The sequence below is a fragment of the Streptomyces sp. NEAU-sy36 genome (assembly GCF_013423905.1).
Classification (GTDB): domain Bacteria; phylum Actinomycetota; class Actinomycetes; order Streptomycetales; family Streptomycetaceae; genus Streptomyces; species Streptomyces misionensis.
In genome coordinates, this window is sequence record NZ_CP058977.1 from 2,003,842 (window position 1) to 2,023,158 (window position 19,317).

General features: G+C 72.1%; 19 protein-coding genes. 16 read left to right on the forward strand and 3 right to left on the reverse strand.

Going from position 1 to position 19,317, the window contains the following annotated elements:
* The first annotated feature begins 374 nt into the window (after nt 1-374).
* The 11 genes from HZZ00_RS09110 (at nt 375) to HZZ00_RS09160 (ending at nt 12,931) form a co-directional block, all read left to right on the forward strand.
* Complete coding sequence (locus HZZ00_RS09110) at nt 375-2,024, forward strand: CTP synthase (protein ID WP_180333437.1); 1,650 nt, start codon at nt 375-377, stop codon at nt 2,022-2,024.
* 83 nt (nt 2,025-2,107) lie between these two features.
* Nucleotides 2,108-2,737 carry an NUDIX hydrolase gene (locus tag HZZ00_RS09115; RefSeq protein WP_070028011.1) on the forward strand — a complete coding sequence of 210 codons (630 nt, stop codon included), beginning with the start codon at nt 2,108-2,110 and terminating at the stop codon, nt 2,735-2,737.
* Nucleotides 2,738-2,909: 172 nt separating this feature from the next.
* On the forward strand, nt 2,910-4,997 hold the full coding sequence (locus HZZ00_RS09120) for a tetratricopeptide repeat protein (RefSeq protein WP_180331723.1): 2,088 nt from the start codon (nt 2,910-2,912) through the stop codon (nt 4,995-4,997).
* Between the two features lie 134 nt (nt 4,998-5,131).
* A complete protein-coding gene (gene ald / locus HZZ00_RS09125; RefSeq protein WP_180331724.1) occupies nt 5,132-6,256 on the forward strand; it encodes an alanine dehydrogenase in 1,125 nt (374 codons plus the stop codon).
* A gap of 414 nt (nt 6,257-6,670) precedes the next feature.
* Nucleotides 6,671-7,804 carry a ParA family protein gene (locus tag HZZ00_RS09130; RefSeq protein ID WP_146465362.1) on the forward strand — a complete coding sequence of 378 codons (1,134 nt, stop codon included), beginning with the start codon at nt 6,671-6,673 and terminating at the stop codon, nt 7,802-7,804.
* The gene (locus tag HZZ00_RS09135) at nt 7,789-8,331 is read left to right on the forward strand and encodes a hypothetical protein (protein WP_180331725.1); all 543 of its coding nucleotides are present in this window, start codon (nt 7,789-7,791) and stop codon (nt 8,329-8,331) included. The genes HZZ00_RS09130 and HZZ00_RS09135 overlap by 16 nt, the downstream gene beginning before the upstream one ends.
* Before the next feature lie 18 nt (nt 8,332-8,349).
* Nucleotides 8,350-9,375, forward strand: coding sequence for a ScpA family protein (locus HZZ00_RS09140; RefSeq protein WP_180331726.1), 1,026 nt, complete (start codon nt 8,350-8,352; stop codon nt 9,373-9,375).
* The gene (scpB, locus tag HZZ00_RS09145) at nt 9,372-10,019 is read left to right on the forward strand and encodes an SMC-Scp complex subunit ScpB (RefSeq protein ID WP_180331727.1); all 648 of its coding nucleotides are present in this window, start codon (nt 9,372-9,374) and stop codon (nt 10,017-10,019) included. The genes HZZ00_RS09140 and scpB overlap by 4 nt, the downstream gene beginning before the upstream one ends.
* Before the next feature lie 12 nt (nt 10,020-10,031).
* Nucleotides 10,032-11,096, forward strand: a complete 1,065-nt coding sequence (locus tag HZZ00_RS09150) for a pseudouridine synthase (protein ID WP_180331728.1) — start codon at nt 10,032-10,034, stop codon at nt 11,094-11,096.
* A gap of 70 nt (nt 11,097-11,166) precedes the next feature.
* On the forward strand, nt 11,167-12,174 hold the full coding sequence (locus HZZ00_RS09155) for an ADP-ribosylglycohydrolase family protein (RefSeq protein WP_180331729.1): 1,008 nt from the start codon (nt 11,167-11,169) through the stop codon (nt 12,172-12,174).
* A 4-nt stretch (nt 12,175-12,178) separates the two neighbouring features.
* Nucleotides 12,179-12,931 (forward strand): DNA polymerase beta superfamily protein, encoded by a 753-nt coding sequence (locus HZZ00_RS09160; protein WP_180331730.1) that lies wholly within the window; start codon nt 12,179-12,181, stop codon nt 12,929-12,931.
* 43 nt (nt 12,932-12,974) lie between these two features.
* Here the strand turns inward: HZZ00_RS09160 and HZZ00_RS09165 are convergent, their stop codons facing one another.
* Entirely contained in the window at nt 12,975-13,673 is a 699-nt protein-coding gene (locus HZZ00_RS09165; RefSeq protein ID WP_180331731.1) for a DNA polymerase beta superfamily protein, read from the reverse strand.
* A 21-nt stretch (nt 13,674-13,694) separates the two neighbouring features.
* Nucleotides 13,695-14,165, reverse strand: coding sequence for a Rieske (2Fe-2S) protein (locus tag HZZ00_RS09170; protein WP_180331732.1), 471 nt, complete (start codon nt 14,163-14,165; stop codon nt 13,695-13,697).
* A gap of 177 nt (nt 14,166-14,342) precedes the next feature.
* On the opposite strand from HZZ00_RS09170, the gene aroH reads away from it, so the two are divergent.
* The 5 genes from aroH (at nt 14,343) to der (ending at nt 18,814) form a co-directional block, all read left to right on the forward strand.
* Complete coding sequence (gene aroH, locus HZZ00_RS09175; protein WP_180331733.1) at nt 14,343-14,705, forward strand: chorismate mutase; 363 nt, start codon at nt 14,343-14,345, stop codon at nt 14,703-14,705.
* Complete coding sequence (locus HZZ00_RS09180; RefSeq protein ID WP_180331734.1) at nt 14,702-15,787, forward strand: prephenate dehydrogenase; 1,086 nt, start codon at nt 14,702-14,704, stop codon at nt 15,785-15,787. Before aroH ends, HZZ00_RS09180 begins: the two co-directional genes overlap by 4 nt.
* Nucleotides 15,788-15,905: 118 nt before the next feature.
* Complete coding sequence (gene cmk, locus HZZ00_RS09185; RefSeq protein WP_180331735.1) at nt 15,906-16,601, forward strand: (d)CMP kinase; 696 nt, start codon at nt 15,906-15,908, stop codon at nt 16,599-16,601.
* Between the two features lie 53 nt (nt 16,602-16,654).
* Nucleotides 16,655-17,257, forward strand: coding sequence for a 1-acyl-sn-glycerol-3-phosphate acyltransferase (locus HZZ00_RS09190; RefSeq protein WP_257585930.1), 603 nt, complete (start codon nt 16,655-16,657; stop codon nt 17,255-17,257).
* A gap of 75 nt (nt 17,258-17,332) precedes the next feature.
* Nucleotides 17,333-18,814 (forward strand): ribosome biogenesis GTPase Der, encoded by a 1,482-nt coding sequence (gene der, locus HZZ00_RS09195; protein ID WP_180331737.1) that lies wholly within the window; start codon nt 17,333-17,335, stop codon nt 18,812-18,814.
* Between the two features lie 69 nt (nt 18,815-18,883).
* On the opposite strand, the gene HZZ00_RS09200 is transcribed toward der, so the two are convergent.
* On the reverse strand, nt 18,884-19,282 hold the full coding sequence (locus tag HZZ00_RS09200; protein WP_180331738.1) for a hypothetical protein: 399 nt from the start codon (nt 19,280-19,282) through the stop codon (nt 18,884-18,886).
* Nucleotides 19,283-19,317: the final 35 nt, after the last annotated feature.

The following is a 19,317-nucleotide window of genomic DNA, read 5'->3' on the forward strand; positions in this document are numbered from 1 at the left end:
GGATACGACGCACCCGGGTGATCCGCGTGCCGCTCCGGGCAACCTGTGTGCGCCGAACGAGTGAGCCCTTGGTGATGATCGTGTGGGGCGCACGGGACTGTGCTTACCCCTGGGGCGCAGGGGGCCGACGGGTCCTCCGCACCCCCGGTTCCGGTGCCACTGGGTGCGCGTCCGTACGCACAAGGTGGCCGAAAGTCGACGTATCCGTGCACGGAGCGTGGCCGGAAGCCATTGCCTCCGGGCGCTGATACCCTGGTAGCCCGTGGACCGGTGGGCCGAAACCCCCGAACCGCAGCGACGGCACCCTCGGAGCGATCCGGGGCGGACAGCCGCACCGCACGACAGCCAGCGACCACGGGAGCCCCCTCTTGGCCATGCCGCCGAAATCTACGACGACCAAGCACATCTTCGTCACCGGGGGTGTCGCCTCCTCGCTCGGCAAGGGCCTCACCGCCTCCAGCCTGGGCATGCTGCTCAAGGCCCGTGGCCTGCGCGTCGTGATGCAGAAGCTCGACCCCTACCTGAACGTCGACCCGGGCACGATGAACCCCTTCCAGCACGGTGAGGTGTTCGTCACCAACGACGGCGCCGAGACCGACCTGGACATCGGCCACTACGAGCGCTTCCTCGACCGCGACCTGGACGGCTCGGCCAACGTGACCACCGGCCAGGTGTACTCGACGGTGATCGCCAAGGAGCGCCGCGGCGAGTACCTGGGCGACACCGTGCAGGTCATCCCGCACATCACCAACGAGATCAAGCACCGCATCCGCCGCATGGCGACCGACGCGGTGGACGTCGTCATCACCGAGGTCGGCGGCACCGTCGGCGACATCGAGTCGCTGCCGTTCCTGGAGACCGTCCGCCAGGTCCGCCACGAGGTGGGCCGGGACAACGTCTTCGTGGTGCACATCTCCCTGCTGCCCTACATCGGCCCCTCCGGCGAGCTGAAGACCAAGCCGACCCAGCACTCCGTCGCCGCGCTGCGCAACATCGGCATCCAGCCGGACGCCATCGTGCTGCGCTGCGACCGCGAGGTCCCCACCGCCATCAAGCGCAAGATCTCGCTGATGTGCGACGTGGACGAGGCCGCCGTGGTGGCCTGCCCGGACGCCCGCTCGATCTACGACATCCCGAAGGTCGTGCACACCGAGGGCCTGGACGCCTATGTGGTGCGCAAGCTCGACCTGCCCTTCCGGGACGTGGACTGGACGACCTGGGACGACCTGCTGGACCGGGTCCACAACCCGGAGCACGAGGTCACCCTCGCCCTGGTCGGCAAGTACATCGACCTGCCCGACGCCTACCTCTCGGTCACCGAGGCGATGCGCGCCGGCGGCTTCGCCAACCGCGCCCGCGTGAAGATCAAGTGGGTCACCTCCGACGACTGCAAGACCCCGGCCGGCGCCAAGGCGCAGCTCGCCGACGTCGACGGCATCTGCATCCCGGGCGGCTTCGGCGACCGCGGTGTGCTCGGCAAGGTCGGCGCCATCCGCTACGCCCGCGAGAACAAGATCCCGCTGCTCGGCCTCTGCCTCGGCCTCCAGTGCATCGTCATCGAGGCCGCGCGCAACCTGGCCGGCATCCCGGACGCCAACTCCACCGAGTTCGACCCGGCCACCGCCCACCCGGTGATCTCCACCATGGCCGAGCAGCTGGACATCGTGGCCGGCGAGGGCGACATGGGCGGCACGATGCGCCTGGGCATGTACCCGGCCAAGCTGGCCGAGGGCTCCCTCGTGCGCGAGGCGTACGACGGCAAGGAGTACGTCGAGGAACGGCACCGTCACCGCTACGAGGTGAACAACGCCTACCGCGCGGAGCTGGAGAAGAAGGCGGGCATCCAGTTCTCCGGCACCTCCCCGGACGGCAAGCTCGTGGAGTACGTCGAGTACCCGCGTGAGACGCATCCCTACCTGGTCGCCACCCAGGCGCACCCGGAGCTGCGCTCGCGGCCGACCCGCCCGCACCCGCTCTTCGCCGGTCTGGTGAAGGCCGCGGTCGAGCGGAAGATCGCGGAGTAACGAGGGAGTTGTACGGTGGCCGGGGCGCGCGTGTCCGCGAGGACCGCGTCCCGGCCGTTCGTGCACATGGGGAAGGACAGGGCATGACGACGATCAAGGACACCCGCGAGGAGTGGGAGATCCGGGCGACGGAGACCCCCTTCGTCGGCAACAAGACCTCGGTGCGCACCGACGAGGTGGTCATGCCGGACGGCTCGGTGGTCCGCCGCGACTACCAGGTCCACCCGGGCTCGGTCGCCGTCCTCGCCCTCGACGAGGAGGACCGGGTGCTGCTGATCAACCAGTACCGCCACCCGGTGCGCCACAAGCTGTGGGAGATCCCGGCCGGGCTGCTCGACGTGCCGGGCGAGAACCCGCTGCACGCCGCCCAGCGCGAGCTGTACGAGGAGGCCCACGTCAAGGCCGAGGACTGGCGGGTGCTCACCGACGTGTACACCACCCCCGGCGGCTGCGACGAGGCCGTGCGGATCTTCCTCGCGCGCGATCTGTCCGAGGCCGAGGGGGAGCGCTTCGCGGCGGAGCACGAGGAGACCGACATGCAGCACGCGCGGGTGCCGGTCGACGAGCTGGTGCGCCTCGTGCTCGCCGGTGACGTGCACAACAACTGCCTGGTCGTCGGGGTGCTCTCCCTGGTGGCCGCGCGCGGCGGGGACGGGCTGGACGCGCTGCGCCCGGCGGACGCGCCCTGGCCGGCCCGCCCGTTCTCCTCCTGAGACCGCGCTGAACCCTATTGGTGTGACCATCGCCTGATCCGATCGGGCGATGTCCCCGTCGTCCTCGCCGTGCTCCGAGCGGAACGTCGCAGAGCGTGAACTAGGCTCTTCAACGCCCGTACCGGAAGATCCGGCGGGCTTGCGCGTGCGGTGTGGGACGGGAGTGTGGCCCGTGACGGATCAGGCGGTGGACACAGGCGGTGCGCGGCTGTCCGCGCCCTCGGCCGACGGGGACCATTTCCTGGGCCGCGCACGGGAGTTGAAGGAGCTGCGCGCCGACATCGAGCGCGCGGGCCTGGACACCATCTCCGGCCGGAAGGCGCCCCGCGCGCGGGTCCTGCTGATCGCCGGGCGCCCCGGTTCCGGCCGCACCACCCTCGCCGCCGAACTGGTCCGCCAGGTCGCGCACCGTTACCCCGACGGGGTGCTGCGCGCCCGGCTCGGCGAGGCCGACGGCACCCCGGTCCCGGTGGAGCGCGTCGCCCGCGAGCTGCTGGCCGCGCTGCGGGTGCCCGCGCCGGCCGGCGCCGCCGAGGACGATCTTGCCGAGGCCCTGCGCACCGCCCTCGCCGGCCGCCGGGCACTGCTGTTCCTGGACGACGCGGCCGGCGCCGAACAGGTCGACGCGCTGCTCCCGGACGCCCCGGACTGTTTGGTGGTGGCCGTCTCCAAGGGCCCGCTCACCGGCATCGCGGACGTCCGCCCCTGCACCCTGGGCGGCCTCGACACCAAGTCCGCCGTCGAGCTGCTCACCCGCTACACCGGCTCGGTCCGCGTCACCGTCGACCCCCGCTCCGCCGAGAGTCTGGCGGAGGCCTGCCAGGGCCACCCGGCCACCCTGGTGCTGGCCGGCGGCTGGCTCGCCGCCCGCCCCAAGGCCGCCGTCTCCGACCTCGCCAAGCGGATGCACACCTATGGGCAGGACGGCGCGGACGACGCCGACGCCACCCCACTGGCCCGCGTCTTCCGGCTGGTGCACGAGGAGCTGCCCGGCCCCGCCGCCCGGATACTGCGACTGCTCAGCCTGGCCCCGGCCGGCCCGGTCGACGACCAGACCGCCTCCGCGCTGGCCGGCTGCTCGGTGGAGGCCGCCCGTGCCACCCTGGACGACTTCGTCGCCCTCGGCCTGCTGCGGCGGGTGGACTCGCCGCTCGCCGAGTACGAGGTGCCGGGCTGGCTGCACCCGCTGCTGCGCGCCCTGGCCGAGGCACAGGAGCGGCCGGGGGAGCTCCAGCTGGCCCGGGCCCGGATGCTGGAGCGCACGGTACGGCTGCTGCACTCCTGCCGGGCCGTCACCGAGACCGACAGCCCGCAGTCCCGCGAGAAGATCCAGGCCCTGCCCCCGGCGGTGCGCTTCGCCGACCCCCGCGCGGCCGCCGAGTGGCTGCGCGTGCGCAGGCCCGCGCTGCTGGCCTCCGCCCGGCTCGCGGTGGCCGACGGAGAACTGGACACCCTGGCCAGGCGGCTGCTGTCGCAGCTGGTCAGGGCCTTCGCGGCGCATGTCGGCACCCAGGCCGCGGCCGCCGACCTGTACGGCGTGCACGGACTGGTGCTGGATGTCGCGCAGCGGCGCGGGCTGCCCCGGGAGCGGGCCGCGGCGCTGCTGAACCTGGGCGACCTGGACGCCCAGACCGGCCGCACCCGGGACGCGCTGGCCCGCTACCGGGACGCGCTGGACGCCGGACGCGAGGCGAACGACCCGTACGCGACCGGCCGCGCGATGGAATCCGTAGGCGGTGCCCACCAGGAGCTGGGGGACTACGACCGGGCCGCCGACTGGTTCGGGCGGGCGCTGGCGGACCGGCTGGCCCGCGGCGAGCGCACCGAGGCCGCCCGGCTGTACGGCCGGATCGCCACCGCCCACACCTACGCGGGCCGCTACGGCGAGGCGCTGCGGAACTGGCGGGCGGCCTGCGCGGCCTACCGCAAGAGCGGTGAAGTCGCGGCCCACGCAAGGGCGTTGAGCGAGATGGCCCGGGTGCAGGAGTACGCGGGACGGCCGCAGGAATCGCTGCGCACCTGCCAGGAGGCGGTGGAGTGGGCGCGGCGCGCGGACGACGTCCGCCTCCAGGCCGCGTTGCAGCTGCGCCTGGCCGACACCCTGGAGCGCCTCGGCGACCCGACGGCGGCCCGCTTGCACCGGGCCGCGGCCGGGCGTCTGCTGGGTGAGGAGGGCCCGGAACGGCCGTCACAGCAGGACACAAGCCTGGAACAGGACGCGAACGCCTACGAAATCCGAGGTGCATCGTCAGAAGATTGATGCAATGAAAGGCTAGACAGGCGGAACACCTTCATTAAACTGGCTCTGCCGCATGTTCCTGCGGTGTCTCCCGGTATGCCAAGGCATGTCTGGGTACGTCTGTAATGCACCCCCATACCCCTGAGCCAAGGACCGTGATCGACGTGAAGGTCGGCATCCCCCGCGAGGTCAAGAACAACGAGTTCCGGGTGGCCATCACCCCCGCCGGCGTGCACGAGCTGGTGCGCAACGGCCACCAGGTCGTCATCGAGCGGGGCGCCGGCATCGGCTCCTCGATCACGGACGCCGAGTACGTGGCCGCCGGTGGCCAGATCCTGGACACCGCCGACGAGGTGTGGGCCGCCGCCGACCTGCTGCTGAAGGTCAAGGAGCCCATCGCGGAGGAGTACCACCGCCTTCGCAAGGACCAGATCCTCTTCACCTACCTGCACCTGGCCGCCTCCAAGGAGTGCACGGACGCGCTGATCGAGTCCGGCACCACGGCCATCGCCTACGAGACGGTCGAGCTGCCCAACCGCTCGCTGCCGCTGCTCGCCCCGATGTCCGAGGTCGCGGGCCGGCTGGCCCCGCAGGTCGGCGCCTACCACCTGATGCGCGCCAACGGCGGCCGTGGTGTGCTGCCCGGCGGTGTCCCGGGCGTGACCCCGGCCAAGGCCGTGGTCATCGGCGGCGGCGTCTCCGGCTGGAACGCCACCCAGGTCGCCGTCGGCATGGGCTTCGACGTGACCCTGCTCGACCGCGACATCAACAAGCTGCGCGAGGCCGACAAGATCTTCGGCACGAAGGTCAAGGCGATCATGTCCAACGCCTTCGAGCTGGAGAAGGCCGTCCTGGACGCCGACCTGGTCATCGGCGCGGTGCTGATCCCGGGCGCCAAGGCCCCGAAGCTCGTCACCAACGAGCTGGTCGCCCGCATGAAGCCCGGAAGTGTCCTTGTCGACATCGCGATCGACCAGGGTGGCTGCTTCGAGGACTCCCGTCCCACCACGCACGCCGAGCCGACCTTCGAGGTCCACAACTCGGTCTTCTACTGCGTCGCCAACATGCCGGGCGGTGTGCCGAACACCTCCACCAACGCCCTCACCAACGCGACGCTGCCGTACATCGTCTCCCTCGCCAACAACGGCTGGGTCGAGGCGCTGCGCCGCGACGCCGCGCTCGCCAAGGGTCTCAACACCCACGACGGCAAGGTGGTTTACAAGGAGGTCGCCGAGGCCCACGGCCTGGAGCACGTCGAGCTGGCCTCGCTGCTCGGCTGACCTCCGCGACCAGGTGGGTCGCCAAGTCGCTCACCGGCAAAAGGCGATTCGTCAACACGTCTCGTCAACCGCCCACGCCCGGCCGGACCTTGCCCGACAAGGTCCGGCCGGATGTGTGTATGGTCACTTTGCGACTCTCGGTCAACTCGCCTCGAACGTAACCGTTCAACCGATTCGCACCCCGGTGAAACCTGCTGTGCGACGGCCGTACGCCCTTGACAGCGACATGTTTCATTGCCGACACATCCTGCCGGGTCCGGCGGATTGTGTTGCTGCGGACCGCCGACACGCCATAGAGTCGCCAACCGTCGGCATGGTGCCACGCTGACCTTGTCTAGAAGTTTCCTGGTCACCAAGGAGGTAAGACGACTTGTGAATGAGTCGACATTTTCTCCCGGGGGTGGTCAACCAGGAATGCCCGCAGGGGGCCAGGGGCCCGCGGGATTCGAGGCTGTCGGCTCCGTAGCTGTGCGCACCTTCGCAGCCCACCAGAGTCCGGGAGCGCCCAGGCCCCGGACAGCACACCAGAGCATGGATGGCCATCACGTGAACGCCATGGCCGGCGACGGAAGTGGCGCGCCCCACAACCACTTCGCCGACTACGACGAACTGCCCGAGGGGCACTTCTACGACCCCGACGCCGAGTACGAGCCCGATCCGGAGTACGCGGCCACGCTCGCGCCCGACGCGGCCCGCCAGCGCCGTGAGCGCATCGGTCCCACCGGACGCCCGCTGCCGTACTTCCCGATCCCGGGCCCGCTGACCGACCACGGCCCCGCGAAGATCATCGCGATGTGCAACCAGAAGGGCGGCGTCGGCAAGACGACGTCGACCATCAACCTGGGTGCCGCGCTCGCGGAGTACGGCCGGCGCGTGCTGCTCGTGGACTTCGACCCGCAGGGCGCGCTGTCGGTGGGTCTCGGCGTCAACCCCATGGAACTCGACCTCACGGTCTACAACCTGCTCATGGAGCGGGGCATGTCCGCGGACGAGGTCCTGCTGAAGACCGCGGTCCCCAACATGGACCTGCTGCCCTCCAACATCGACCTGTCGGCCGCCGAGGTCCAGCTGGTCTCCGAGGTCGCGCGCGAGTCCACGCTCCAGCGGGCGCTCAAGCCGCTGCTGCCCGACTACGACTACATCGTGATCGACTGCCAGCCCTCGCTCGGCCTGCTCACGGTGAACGCGCTGACCGCCGCGCACAAGGTGATCGTGCCGCTGGAGTGCGAGTTCTTCGCGCTGCGCGGTGTCGCGCTGCTGACCGAGACCATCGAGAAGGTCCAGGAACGGCTCAACCCCGAGCTGGAGCTGGACGGCATCCTCGCCACCATGTACGACTCGCGCACGGTGCACAGCCGCGAGGTCCTCGCCCGGGTGGTCGAGGCGTTCGACGACCACGTCTACCACACGGTCATCGGGCGCACGGTCCGTTTCCCGGAGACCACGGTCGCCGGTGAGCCGATCACCACGTACGCCTCCAACTCCGTCGGTGCCGCCGCCTACCGCCAGCTCGCCAGGGAGGTGCTCGCCCGGTGTCACGCCGAGTGAGTCTGCCGGGGGCCGACGAACTCTTCCGTACGACAGGGGGGACGGCGTTGCAGCCGTCGACTCCCCGGCGCGCGGCGGGCGGTGAGGCCCGGGTGCCGGCTCCCGCGCAGGAGAGCGACGACGTGGCCGCCGCCGAGGACGCGCCGCAGGCCGTGCCCGTGCAGAGCGGCGACGGCGAGGGCGTGGAGCACGTGGCGGCGGAGGCGGAGCCCGCCGACGCCGAGTCCCGCGGCCGGCGCCGGCAGTCCGCGGCGGACGGCCCCGCGGCCGCCGCCCAGCCGCGCAAGCGGGGACGGGCGGCGAGCCGCCGGCCCAGCGGGCGCGAGCGGCACGACGAGAAGATCACCGTGTACGTGTCCGCCGAGGAACTGATGGACCTGGAGCACGCGCGGCTGGTGCTCCGGGGCGAGCACGGACTCGCGGTGGACCGCGGGCGCATCGTGCGCGAGGCGGTGGCCGTGGTGCTGGCCGACCTGGAGTCCCGGGGGGACGCGAGCATCCTCGTGCGACGGCTGCGGGGACGTTAGCGGTAGCCTGCGGGGGCCATGACCTCGTTCGACCTCCCCGACCCCGGTACCGCCGGCCGTCGGCGTGCGCTGGGTCGGGGACCGGGCGCCGCGGCGCTCGAAGAGGCCCACGGGACGGTCGTACCGGAGGAAGGTCCTGCCGCCGGACCGGAACCCGAACCCGGGCCCGGACCGGAGCCGGCGCCCGAACCAGGGCCGCAACCCGCGCCCGACGAGGCACCCGACGACGCACCCGACGGCGTCTTCAAGGTCCGCCTCTCCAACTTCGAGGGCCCCTTCGACCTGCTGCTCCAGCTGATCTCCAAGCACAAGCTGGACGTCACCGAGGTCGCCCTGTCGAAGGTGACCGACGAGTTCATGGCGCACATCAGGGCGATGGGCCCGGACTGGGACCTGGACCAGACGACGGAGTTCCTGGTCGTGGCCGCCACCCTGCTCGATCTGAAGGCGGCCCGGCTGCTGCCCGCCGCCGAGGTGGAGGACGAGGCCGACCTCGCGCTGCTGGAGGCGCGGGACCTGCTGTTCGCGCGGCTGCTCCAGTACCGGGCGTACAAGCGGATCGCCGACATTTTCAACGCGCGCGTCGAGGAGGAGGCCCGGCGCCACCCCCGTACCGTCGGTCTGGAGCCCGAGCACGCCGAGCTGCTGCCCGAGGTCGTGATCAGCATCGGCCCCGAGGGGTTCGCCAGGCTCGCGGTCAAGGCGATGCAGCCCAGGCCCAAGCCGCAGGTCTACGTCGACCACATCCACGCCCCGCTGGTCAGCGTGCAGGAGCAGGCGCGGATCGTGGTGGCGCGGCTGCGGGAGCTGGGCGAGGCCGGCTTCGGGGCGCTGGTCGAGGACGCCGACGACACCCTGACCGTCGTCGCCCGCTTCCTGGCCCTCCTGGAGCTGTACCGGGAGAAGGCCGTCGCCCTGGAGCAGGAGACGGCCCTCGGCGAGCTGCTGGTGCGCTGGACCGGCGGGGACGGGGACGCGGCCCCGGTGGTCACCGACGAGTTCGACCGGCCACCCCGGCAGACCGAGGAGGAGAAGCAGCCGTGAGCGAGACGACCGAGGCCGCCGCGGGGGACGGCACCGTCGCCGGGCTGGAGCTCAAGCCCGCCCTGGAGGCCGTCCTCATGGTCGTGGACGAGCCCGCGACCGAGGACCACCTCTCCAGGATCCTGGAGCGGCCCCGGCGGCAGATCGCCGACGCGCTGCGCGCACTGGCCGACGAGTACACCGTGCAGGGCCGCGGCTTCGAGCTGCGCCACGTCGCGGGCGGCTGGCGCTTCTACACCCGCGCCGCCTACGCGCCCGCCGTGGAGCGGCTGGTCCTGGACGGCCAGACCGCCCGGCTCACCCAGGCCGCGCTGGAGACGCTCGCGGTCGTCGCCTACCGCCAGCCGGTCAGCCGCAGCCGGGTCTCCGCCGTGCGCGGGGTCAACTGCGACGGCGTGATGCGGACCCTGCTCCAACGGGGTCTGGTCGAGGAGGCGGGCGCGGAACCCGAAACAGGTGCGATCCTGTACAGGACGACGAACTACTTCCTGGAGCGGATGGGCCTGCGTGGCCTGGACGAGCTTCCGGAGCTCGCGCCCTTCCTCCCGGAGGCGGAGGCGATCGAGGCCGAGACCGAGGAAGGGGTCCCGTCGTTCGACCCGGACGCGCCCGACGCGCCGGGCGTAGAGGACGCAGACGACTAAGACGGAACTTTGATGCGAAGCAGCGGCAGCGGCAAGAGTGGCGGGCGCGGTAACTACCGCGGCGCCGGCAACAACCGGGACGAGCGGCAGGGGCAGGGCCGTCCCCGCAAGCCCCGCCCCGAGGAGCGCCGCTACGACGTGGGCCCCGGCGCGACCCAGGACGGCCCCAAGTCCGGGCGCGGCGGTTCGGCGCGCGGCGGCGCCAAGGGCGGCCCCAAGCAGCGGCCCCAGCAGGGCGGTCGTACGGCGCCCGCGCGCTCGCGTGAGTACGAGACGCGGGTCGAGGAGCGCAACCGGGAGCGGTACGCGGGCAAGAAGGACGTCAAGCTGCCCAAGACCTTCCCGGGCGCCGAGCAGGAGGGCGAGCGGCTCCAGAAGGTGCTCGCGCGCGCGGGCTACGGCTCCCGGCGCGCCTGCGAGGAGCTGATCGAGCAGGCCCGCGTCGAGGTCAACGGCGAGATCGTCCTGGAGCAGGGCAAGCGGGTCGACCCGGAGAAGGACGAGGTCAAGGTCGACGGCCTGACCGTGGCGACCCAGTCGTACCAGTTCTTCTCGCTGAACAAGCCGGCCGGCGTCGTCTCCACCATGGAGGACCCGGAGGGCCGCCAGTGCCTCGGCGACTACGTCACCAACCGGGAGACCCGGCTCTTCCACGTCGGCCGGCTGGACACCGAGACCGAGGGCGTCATCCTGCTCACCAACCACGGTGAGCTGGCCCACCGTCTCACCCACCCCAAGTACGGCGTGCGCAAGACCTACCTCGCGCACATCGTCGGGCCGATCCCGCGCGACCTCGGCAAGCGCCTGAAGGACGGCATCCAGCTGGAGGACGGCTACGCGCGCGCCGACCACTTCCGGGTGGTCGAGCAGACCGGCAAGAACTACCTGGTCGAGGTGACGCTGCACGAGGGCCGCAAGCACATCGTGCGCCGGATGCTCGCGGAGGCCGGTTTCCCGGTGGACAAGCTGGTGCGCACCGCCTTCGGCCCGATCACCCTGGGCGACCAGAAGTCGGGCTGGCTGCGCCGGCTGTCCAACACCGAGGTCGGCATGCTGATGAAGGAAGTCGATCTGTAGGCGGCACGCCTTGCGTCCGTCCGCCGTCCCCCTTTATTGTCACCATGACGATAAAGGGGGATGGTTTTTCATGTCCAAGCGGCCGGCCACCGGAGCGCTCCTCGGCCTCGCCCTCGGGGACGCCCTGGGCTTCCCGACCGAGTTCAACAAGGTGCCCGAGATCATCGCCAAGTGCGGGCCCTGGCGCGGGATGGAGTTGCCGCGGCGCGCCTTCGTCTCCGACGACACCCAGATGACGCTCGCCCTCGGCCGCGGCCTGCGCCGGGCGATGGCGCACGGCCCCCTCACGCCCGCGAGTCTGGAACCCCCGCTGCGCGAGGAGTTCGTGGACTGGTACGAGTCGCCGGACAACAACCGCGCGCCGGGCAACACCTGCCTGACCGCCTGCCGCCTGCTGATGGACGAGGGGCGCGGCTGGCAGGACGCCAGCCAGGTCGGCTCCAAGGGCTGCGGCGCCAACATGCGCGTCGCCCCGATCGGGCTCGCCCCCGGTCTGAGCGCCGAACAGCGGTCCGGCGCGGCCCAGTTGCAGTCCGGGCTCACCCATGGCCACCCCACCGCGCTGGCGGCCTCCGACCTCACCGCCCACGCGGTCCACCTGCTCGCGCGGGGCACCGAACCGGCCGCGCTGGTCGGGCGGCTGCGTGCCCACGCCCTCGACCGGCGCACCCGCTACGACCACCTCTGGCTCGGCGAGCTGTGGACCCGCTCCCAGGACCCCGGCCCCGAGCACTTCATCGCGCGCGGCTGGGACGAGTGTCTGGCGATCCTGGACCGGATCGAGGCGGCCGTCGCCGCCCACTCGCCGGAGACCGACCCGTGCGAGGCCACCGGCGAGGGCTGGATCGCCGAGGAGGCCTTCGCCACCGGGCTGCTGTGCTTCCTGCTCTTTCCCGACGAGCCCCTCACCGCGCTGCGCCGGGCCGCCTGCACCGCCGGCGACTCCGACTCCATCGCCTGCCTCACCGGCGCCTTCGCGGGCGCCTGGCTCGGCGCGGACGCCTGGCCCGCCGACTGGGCCGAGCGGATCGAGTACCGGGAGGACCTGTTGGCATTGGGCACGCTCTGGGACGCTTAGGCCCATGATCGACAACCTCGACATGGATCTCGCGCCCGTCGTCGCCGAACAGCCCGACCCTCTGCTGTTCGCCACCGTCTCCGGGGCCCATCTGTACGGCTTCCCCTCGCAGGACTCGGACGTGGACCTGCGGGGCGTCCACCTGCTGCCCACCGCCGACCTCGTCGGCCTGCGCGAGCCGGAGGAGACCCGGTCGAAGGCATGGGTGCGCTACGGGGTCGAACTGGACCTCGTCACCCACGACCTGCGCAAGTTCGTACGGCTGATGCTGCGCCGCAACGGCTATGTGCTGGAGCAGCTGCTCTCGCCGCTCGTCGTGCACACCGGCGAGGCCCACCGGGAACTGGCCGCCCTCGCGCCGGCCGTGCTCACCAGCCACCACGCCCATCACTACCGGGGGTTCGCGGTCACCCAGTGGCGGCTGTTCGAGAAGACCGGCGAACTCAAGCCGCTGCTGTACACGTTCCGTGTGCTGCTCACCGGCATCCACCTCATGCGCACCGGCGGCGTACAGGCCCACCTGCCCACCCTGGCGGCCGAGTGGGACGCGCCCGCGTACGTGCCCGAGCTGATCGCCGCGAAGGCGGAGCGGGAGCACGGGGTGTTCCCCGGGCTCGACCAGGCGCGGGTGGCCCAGGACGTGGAGCGGTTGCACCAGGCCCTCGACGAGGCACAGGCCGCGTCGGTGCTGCCGGACGCGGCGGGCGGTCACGAGGCGTTGCACGACTTCGTGGTGCGGATACGGCTGGCCGGCTGAGGGCCGGACGGGCGGGGCGCGGGTGCGGCCGGTGGCCGGCGGGTCAGGGGCGCGCCGGTGACGCCAGGGCGGAGGCGCGGCGGACGCGGAAGAGGAAGTCCGCCACCCGGGCCTGGTCCGGTTCCGGCGGCAGCGGGGTGCGGCCCAGCGCCGCCTCCGCCTCGGCCCCGAGCCGCGCCATCCGCGCCTCGACCTCGGCCCAGGGCACCTCGCCCCGCTTCACGGCCAGCAGCGGCTCGCGGGCGTCGCCCACGTCGATGCGCAGCTCGCCGGTGCGCAGCAGATCGCGGCAGCTGATCAGCAGCCGCAGCAGGTGCATGGCGTGCTTCCAGCGCGGGGCGCCCGTCGTGCGCACGTCGGCGTCGAGCTTCCTGCGCTGGCCGAGGGCGTAGCGGGTGAAGGTGCCGTACGCCCTGCGGGAGAGGAACGCGCCGCGCAGGGACAGCAGTTCACGGCCGGTGTCGTCCACCCGCTCCACCAGCGGGGAGTGCAGGCACTCCAGGATGTTCGGGTTGCCCCGCAGCGCCAGCTCGCAGAACCGCTCCAGCTCCCAGGAGAACCGCTCCTCTTCCGGCCCCTCCACATGTGTCGGCGGCTTCTCGAAGCGCCAGAACAGGGCGGTGGGCGCGAGGAACACGCCCCGCCGGTCGGTGTCGCTCGCCTCCGTGGCCAGGCCGAAGGCCCGGGAGCCCATGACACAGGAGTAGACGGTGTGGTCGCGTACCAGGTCCTCGGGCTGCATGCCCGGAGCCTACGCGGCGGTTCAGCCCAGCTGGATCGAGTTTCCCTCGACCTTGATCCGCTTCTCCTCCAGCGGCTTGGTCGCCGGGCCCTCGGCCACCGAACCGTCAGCGATCTTGAACTTGCTGCCGTGGCAGGGGCAGTCGATGGTGCCGTTCCGCACCCGGCTCACCGTGCACCCCATGTGCGTGCACACGGCCGAGAACGCCTTGAACTCGCCCTTCGACGGCTGCGTCACCACGATCTTCTGCCCGTCGAAGACCTTGCCGCCGCCCTCCGGGATGTCGCCGGTGCTCGCCAGCTTCTTCGCGTCGGCCGCCGGGGAGGTGGAGGCGGCCGGGGACGCCGGCCGCGTCGGGGAGGGGCTGTCCGTGCCGTTGCGGGTGTTGTCGGCGGCGGCGCTGGTGCCGCCGCCGTTGTTGCCGCCGCAGCCGGTCGCGAGCGCTGCCGCGCCCGTCGCGATCACCGTGCGCCGCGTCGCGCCCTGGGTCATCTCACCACTCCGTACACATGTCGGGATGCGGATACCGACGCTCCGATGAAAGCGTCGAAACCGGAAGAAACCGGTATACGCATCGTCTCAGCGATCGGGCGCCCAACGCTCCGCTGACGCGGGCTGACTACGCTGGACGGGCGAGCACGACAACACCTGTCAGCGAGGAGCGACGCCGTGGCGGTACGAGCGGTCCGGGGGGCCGTCCAGCTGGAGCGGGACGAGGCCGGTCACATGGACGAGCGGGTCGGCGCCCTGCTCACCGCCGTCCTGGAGCGCAACGGACTGGTCCCGGACGACCTGATCAGCATCTGGTTCACCGCCACCCCCGATCTGCACAGCGACTTCCCGGCCGCCGCCGCCCGCAAGCTGGGCATCGTCGACGTGCCCCTGATCTGCGCCCAGGAGCTGGACATCGAGGGCGCCATGCCCCGGGTCGTCCGGATCCTCGCCCATGTCGAGTCGGACCGGCCCCGCGCCGACATCGCCCACGTCTACCTCGGCGCCGCGGCCGCCCTGCGCAAGGACATCGCCCAGTGAGAACCGCACTCGTCATCGGCACCGGTCTGATCGGCACCTCCGCCGCCCTGGCCCTGACCCAGCGCGGGGTCACCGTGCACCTCGCCGACCACGACCCGGAGCACGCCCGGACCGCCGCCGCGCTCGGCGCCGGCACCGACGCGCCCCCCGAGGGCCCCGTCGACCTGGCGATCGTCGCCGCCCCGCCCGCGCACGTGGCCACGGTCCTCGCCGACGCCATGCGCCACGGACTCGCCCGCGGCTACCTGGACGTGGCCAGCGTCAAGGGCGGCCCCCGCCGGGAGCTGGAGGCGCTCGGCCTGGACCTCACCGCCTACCTCGGCACGCACCCGATGTCCGGCCGGGAGAAGTCCGGGCCGCTGGCCGCCACCGGCGACCTCTTCGAGGGCCGCCCCTGGGTGCTCACCCCCACCCGGGACACCGACACCGAGGTGCTCAACCTCGCCCTGGAACTGGTCTCGCACTGCCGGGCCGTCCCGGTCGTCATGGACGCCGACGCCCACGACCGCGCCGTGGCCCTCGTCTCCCACATGCCCCACCTGGTCTCCAGCATGGTCGCCGCGCGCCTCGAACACGCCGACGAGGCCGCCGTACGGCTGTGCGGGCAGGGCATCCGGGACGTGACCCGGATCGCCGCCTCCGACCCGCGCATGTGGATCGACATCCTCTCCGCCAACCCGGGCCCGGTCGCCGACCTGCTCGCCGACGTCGCCACCGACCTGGACGAGACCGTGACGGCCCTGCGCGCCCTGCAGTCCTGCGACGAGGACAAGCGGCGCGCGGGCAGCGCCGGGGTGGAGAAGCTGCTGCGCCGCGGCAACGCGGGCCAGGTGCGGGTGCCCGGCAAGCACGGCAGCGCGCCGCGGGTCTACGAGACCGTCGTCGTGCTCATCGACGACCAGCCGGGCCAGCTGGCGCGGATCTTCGCCGACGCGGGCCGCGCCGGGGTCAACATCGAGGACGTGCGCATCGAGCACGCCACCGGGCAGCAGGCGGGTCTGATGCAGCTCATGGTCGAACCGCACGCGGCCCCGGTGCTCAGCAGCGCGCTGCGCGAGCGGGGCTGGGCGCTGCGGCAGTAGGACGGCGAAGGCGGGCGGTGATGTGCGTCCGGACGAGTGACCCACACCCAGTAACCTTGTGCGGGGCGCTCTCGCACCCCGACCCCCGCTCACCCCGCACACCCAGGAAGGTGCCCTCGTGGAAAACGGCGCCGCCCCGACCGCCAAGCCCGTGATCGTCGCGATCGACGGTCCCTCCGGCACGGGCAAGTCGAGCACGTCGAAGGCCGTGGCCGCGCAGCTCGGCCTCAGCTACCTGGACACCGGGGCCCAGTACCGGGCGATCACCTGGTGGATGGTGAACAACGGCATCGACCTGGCGGACCCCACCGCCGTCGCGGCCGTCGCGGGCAAGGCCGACATCGTCTCCGGCACCGACCCGGCCGCCCCCACCATCACGGTCGACGGGGTGGACGTGGCCGCGGCGATCCGCACCCAGGAGGTCACCTCCAAGGTCAGCGCGGTCAGCGCGGTGCCCGAGGTGCGCGCCCGGATCACCGAGCTCCAGCGCTCGCTGGCGGCCGGCGCCGAGCGGGGCATCGTGGTCGAGGGCCGGGACATCGGTACGACGGTGCTGCCGGACGCCGACCTCAAGATCTTCCTCACCGCCTCCCCGGAGGCCCGCGCCGCCCGCCGCAGCGGCGAGCTGAAGGGCGCGGACCTGCACGCCACCCGCGAGGCGCTGATCAAGCGGGACACCGCCGACTCCAGCCGCAAGACCTCCCCGCTCGCCAAGGCCGACGACGCGGTCGAGGTGGACACCACCGAGCTCACCCTCGCCCAGGTCATCGAGTGCGTCGTCACCCTGGTCGAGGAGAAGCGGACCGGGAAGTGAGCCTGCCCTCCGAAAGAGGCGCCGAGGTAGGGCGGCGCATCGGCGTCGGCCTGATGTACGGCCTGTGGAAGCCGCGGGTGCTCGGCGCCTGGAAGGTGCCCGCCACCGGCCCGGTGATCCTCGCGGTGAACCACTCGCACAACATCGACGGCCCGATGGTCATGGGCGTGGCGCCCCGGCCGACGCACTTCCTGATCAAGAAGGAGGCGTTCGTCGGCCCGCTGGGCGACTTCCTGACCGGCATCGGCCAGCTGAAGGTGGACCGCGCCGCCGCCGACCGCACCGCCATCACCGACGCCCTCGGCGTCCTGGCGGCCGGGGGAGTGCTGGGCATCTTCCCGGAGGGCACCCGGGGCGAGGGCGACTTCGCCTCGCTGCGCGCGGGCCTCGCCTACTTCGCGGTCCGCAGCGGGGCGCCGATCGTGCCGGTGGCCGTCATGGGAAGCTCGGACCGGCCGGGACGGTTGATAAAGGCGCTGCCCCCGCTGCGCTCCCGGGTCGACGTCGTCTTCGGCGACCCGTTCGACGCGGGCGACGGATCGGGGCGGCGCACGCGCCGGGCGCTGGACGAGGCGACCGAGCGCATCCAGAAGCAGCTCACCGGCCACCTGGAAAACGCCAGGCGCCTGACCGGGCGCCAGGCGACACTTGAGTAGTGGCTCAGCCCACCCGGGACCAGCCCGGGGGCCTGTTCCACCGATCACCACGATGAACGACGAGGTACGGACTTCATGAACGACGACATCCAGCCCGACGGCTCGGCCGCGCACGAGTACGAGCACGGGGCTCTCGGCGACGCCGAGTACGCGGAGTTCATGGAGCTCGCCGCGGAAGAGGGCTTCGACATCGAGGACGTCGAGGGCGCCATCGAGGCGGCGGGCCACGGCCCGCTGCCCGTGCTCGCCGTCGTCGGCCGTCCCAATGTCGGCAAGTCGACCCTGGTCAACCGGATCATCGGCCGCCGCGAGGCGGTCGTCGAGGACAAGCCGGGCGTGACCCGCGACCGCGTCACGTACGAGGCCGAGTGGGCGGGCCGCCGCTTCAAGGTGGTCGACACCGGCGGCTGGGAGCAGGACGTCCTCGGCATCGACGCCTCCGTGGCGGCCCAGGCCGAGTACGCGATCGAGGCCGCCGACGCGGTGGTCTTCGTGGTCGACGCCAAGGTCGGCGCGACCGACACCGACGAGGCCGTCGTCCGGCTGCTGCGCAAGGCCGGCAAGCCGGTGGTGCTGTGCGCCAACAAGGTCGACGGCCCGAGCGGCGAGGCCGACGCCGCCTATCTGTGGAACCTGGGCCTCGGCGAGCCCCACCCCGTCTCCGCCCTGCACGGCCGCGGCACCGGCGACATGCTGGACGCCGTCCTGGAGGCGCTGCCCGAGGCGCCCGAGCAGACCTTCGGCACCGCGCTCGGCGGCCCCCGCCGGATCGCGCTCATCGGCCGCCCGAACGTCGGCAAGTCCTCCCTGCTGAACAAGGTGGCCGGCGAGGAGCGCGTCGTCGTCAACGAGCTGGCGGGCACCACCCGCGACCCGGTGGACGAGATCATCGAGCTGGGCGGCGTCACCTGGAAGTTCGTGGACACCGCCGGCATCCGCAAGCGGGTCCACCTCCAGCAGGGCGCCGACTACTACGCCTCGCTGCGCACCGCCGCCGCCGTGGAGAAGGCCGAGGTCGCGGTCGTCCTGATCGACGCCTCCGAGAACATCTCCGTGCAGGACCAGCGGATCGTCACCATGGCCGTCGAGGCGGGCCGCGCGCTGGTCATCGCCTACAACAAGTGGGACACCCTGGACGAGGAGCGCCGCTACTACCTGGAGCGGGAGATCGAGACCGAGCTGGGCCAGGTCGCCTGGGCGCCCCGGGTGAACGTGTCCGCGCGCACCGGCCGCCACATGGAGAAGCTGGTCCCGGCCATCGAGACCGCGCTCGCCGGCTGGGAGACCCGTGTGCCCACCGGCCGGCTCAACGCCTTCCTCGGTGAGCTGGTCGCGGCCCACCCGCACCCGGTCCGGGGCGGCAAGCAGCCGCGCATCCTCTTCGGTACCCAGGCCGGCACCAAGCCGCCGCGCTTCGTGCTCTTCGCCTCGGGCTTCATCGAGGCGGGCTACCGGCGCTTCATCGAGCGCCGGCTGCGCGAGGAGTTCGGCTTCGAGGGCACCCCGATCCACATCTCGGTGCGGGTGCGCGAGAAGCGCGGCACGAAGAAGAAGTAGCACCGCCGGTACGACGTGAAGGGCGGCCCCCGTTCCCGGGGGCCGCCCTTCTTCGTGGGTCCGGCACTCTCATGCGCCCCGGCGCGGTCCCGGCGGCAGCGCGGCGGGCACATGGTGCATCCCGTTGTCCTGCTCGGGCCGTCCGATGGTGCCGACCCGCTGCCACTGCGACTGCTGGCGGGCGTTGTAGGCCCCCGCGCTGTAGGCGCTGTAGGAACTGCTGAACGAACCCGCCCGATGGCCGCCGTACGACCATCCCGTCCGGTCCGGCAGACCGAAGGGGACGAACCTCAGCCCCTCCTCCCCACTGCGGTCGCCCGGCAGCGTGCGAAAGGCCTTGACCCACTCCGCGGAGAGCATGTCGAAGATCGGCGTGGCCGAGGCACCACCCACCCCTTCCTGCCCGGTCCGGGCGGACGGGACGGAGGAGAACGAGGACCGGCGGGGCGAAGTGTCGTATGCGTGCACGTATGTCCAAACGACGGCGCCCCCGAAGAGATGCG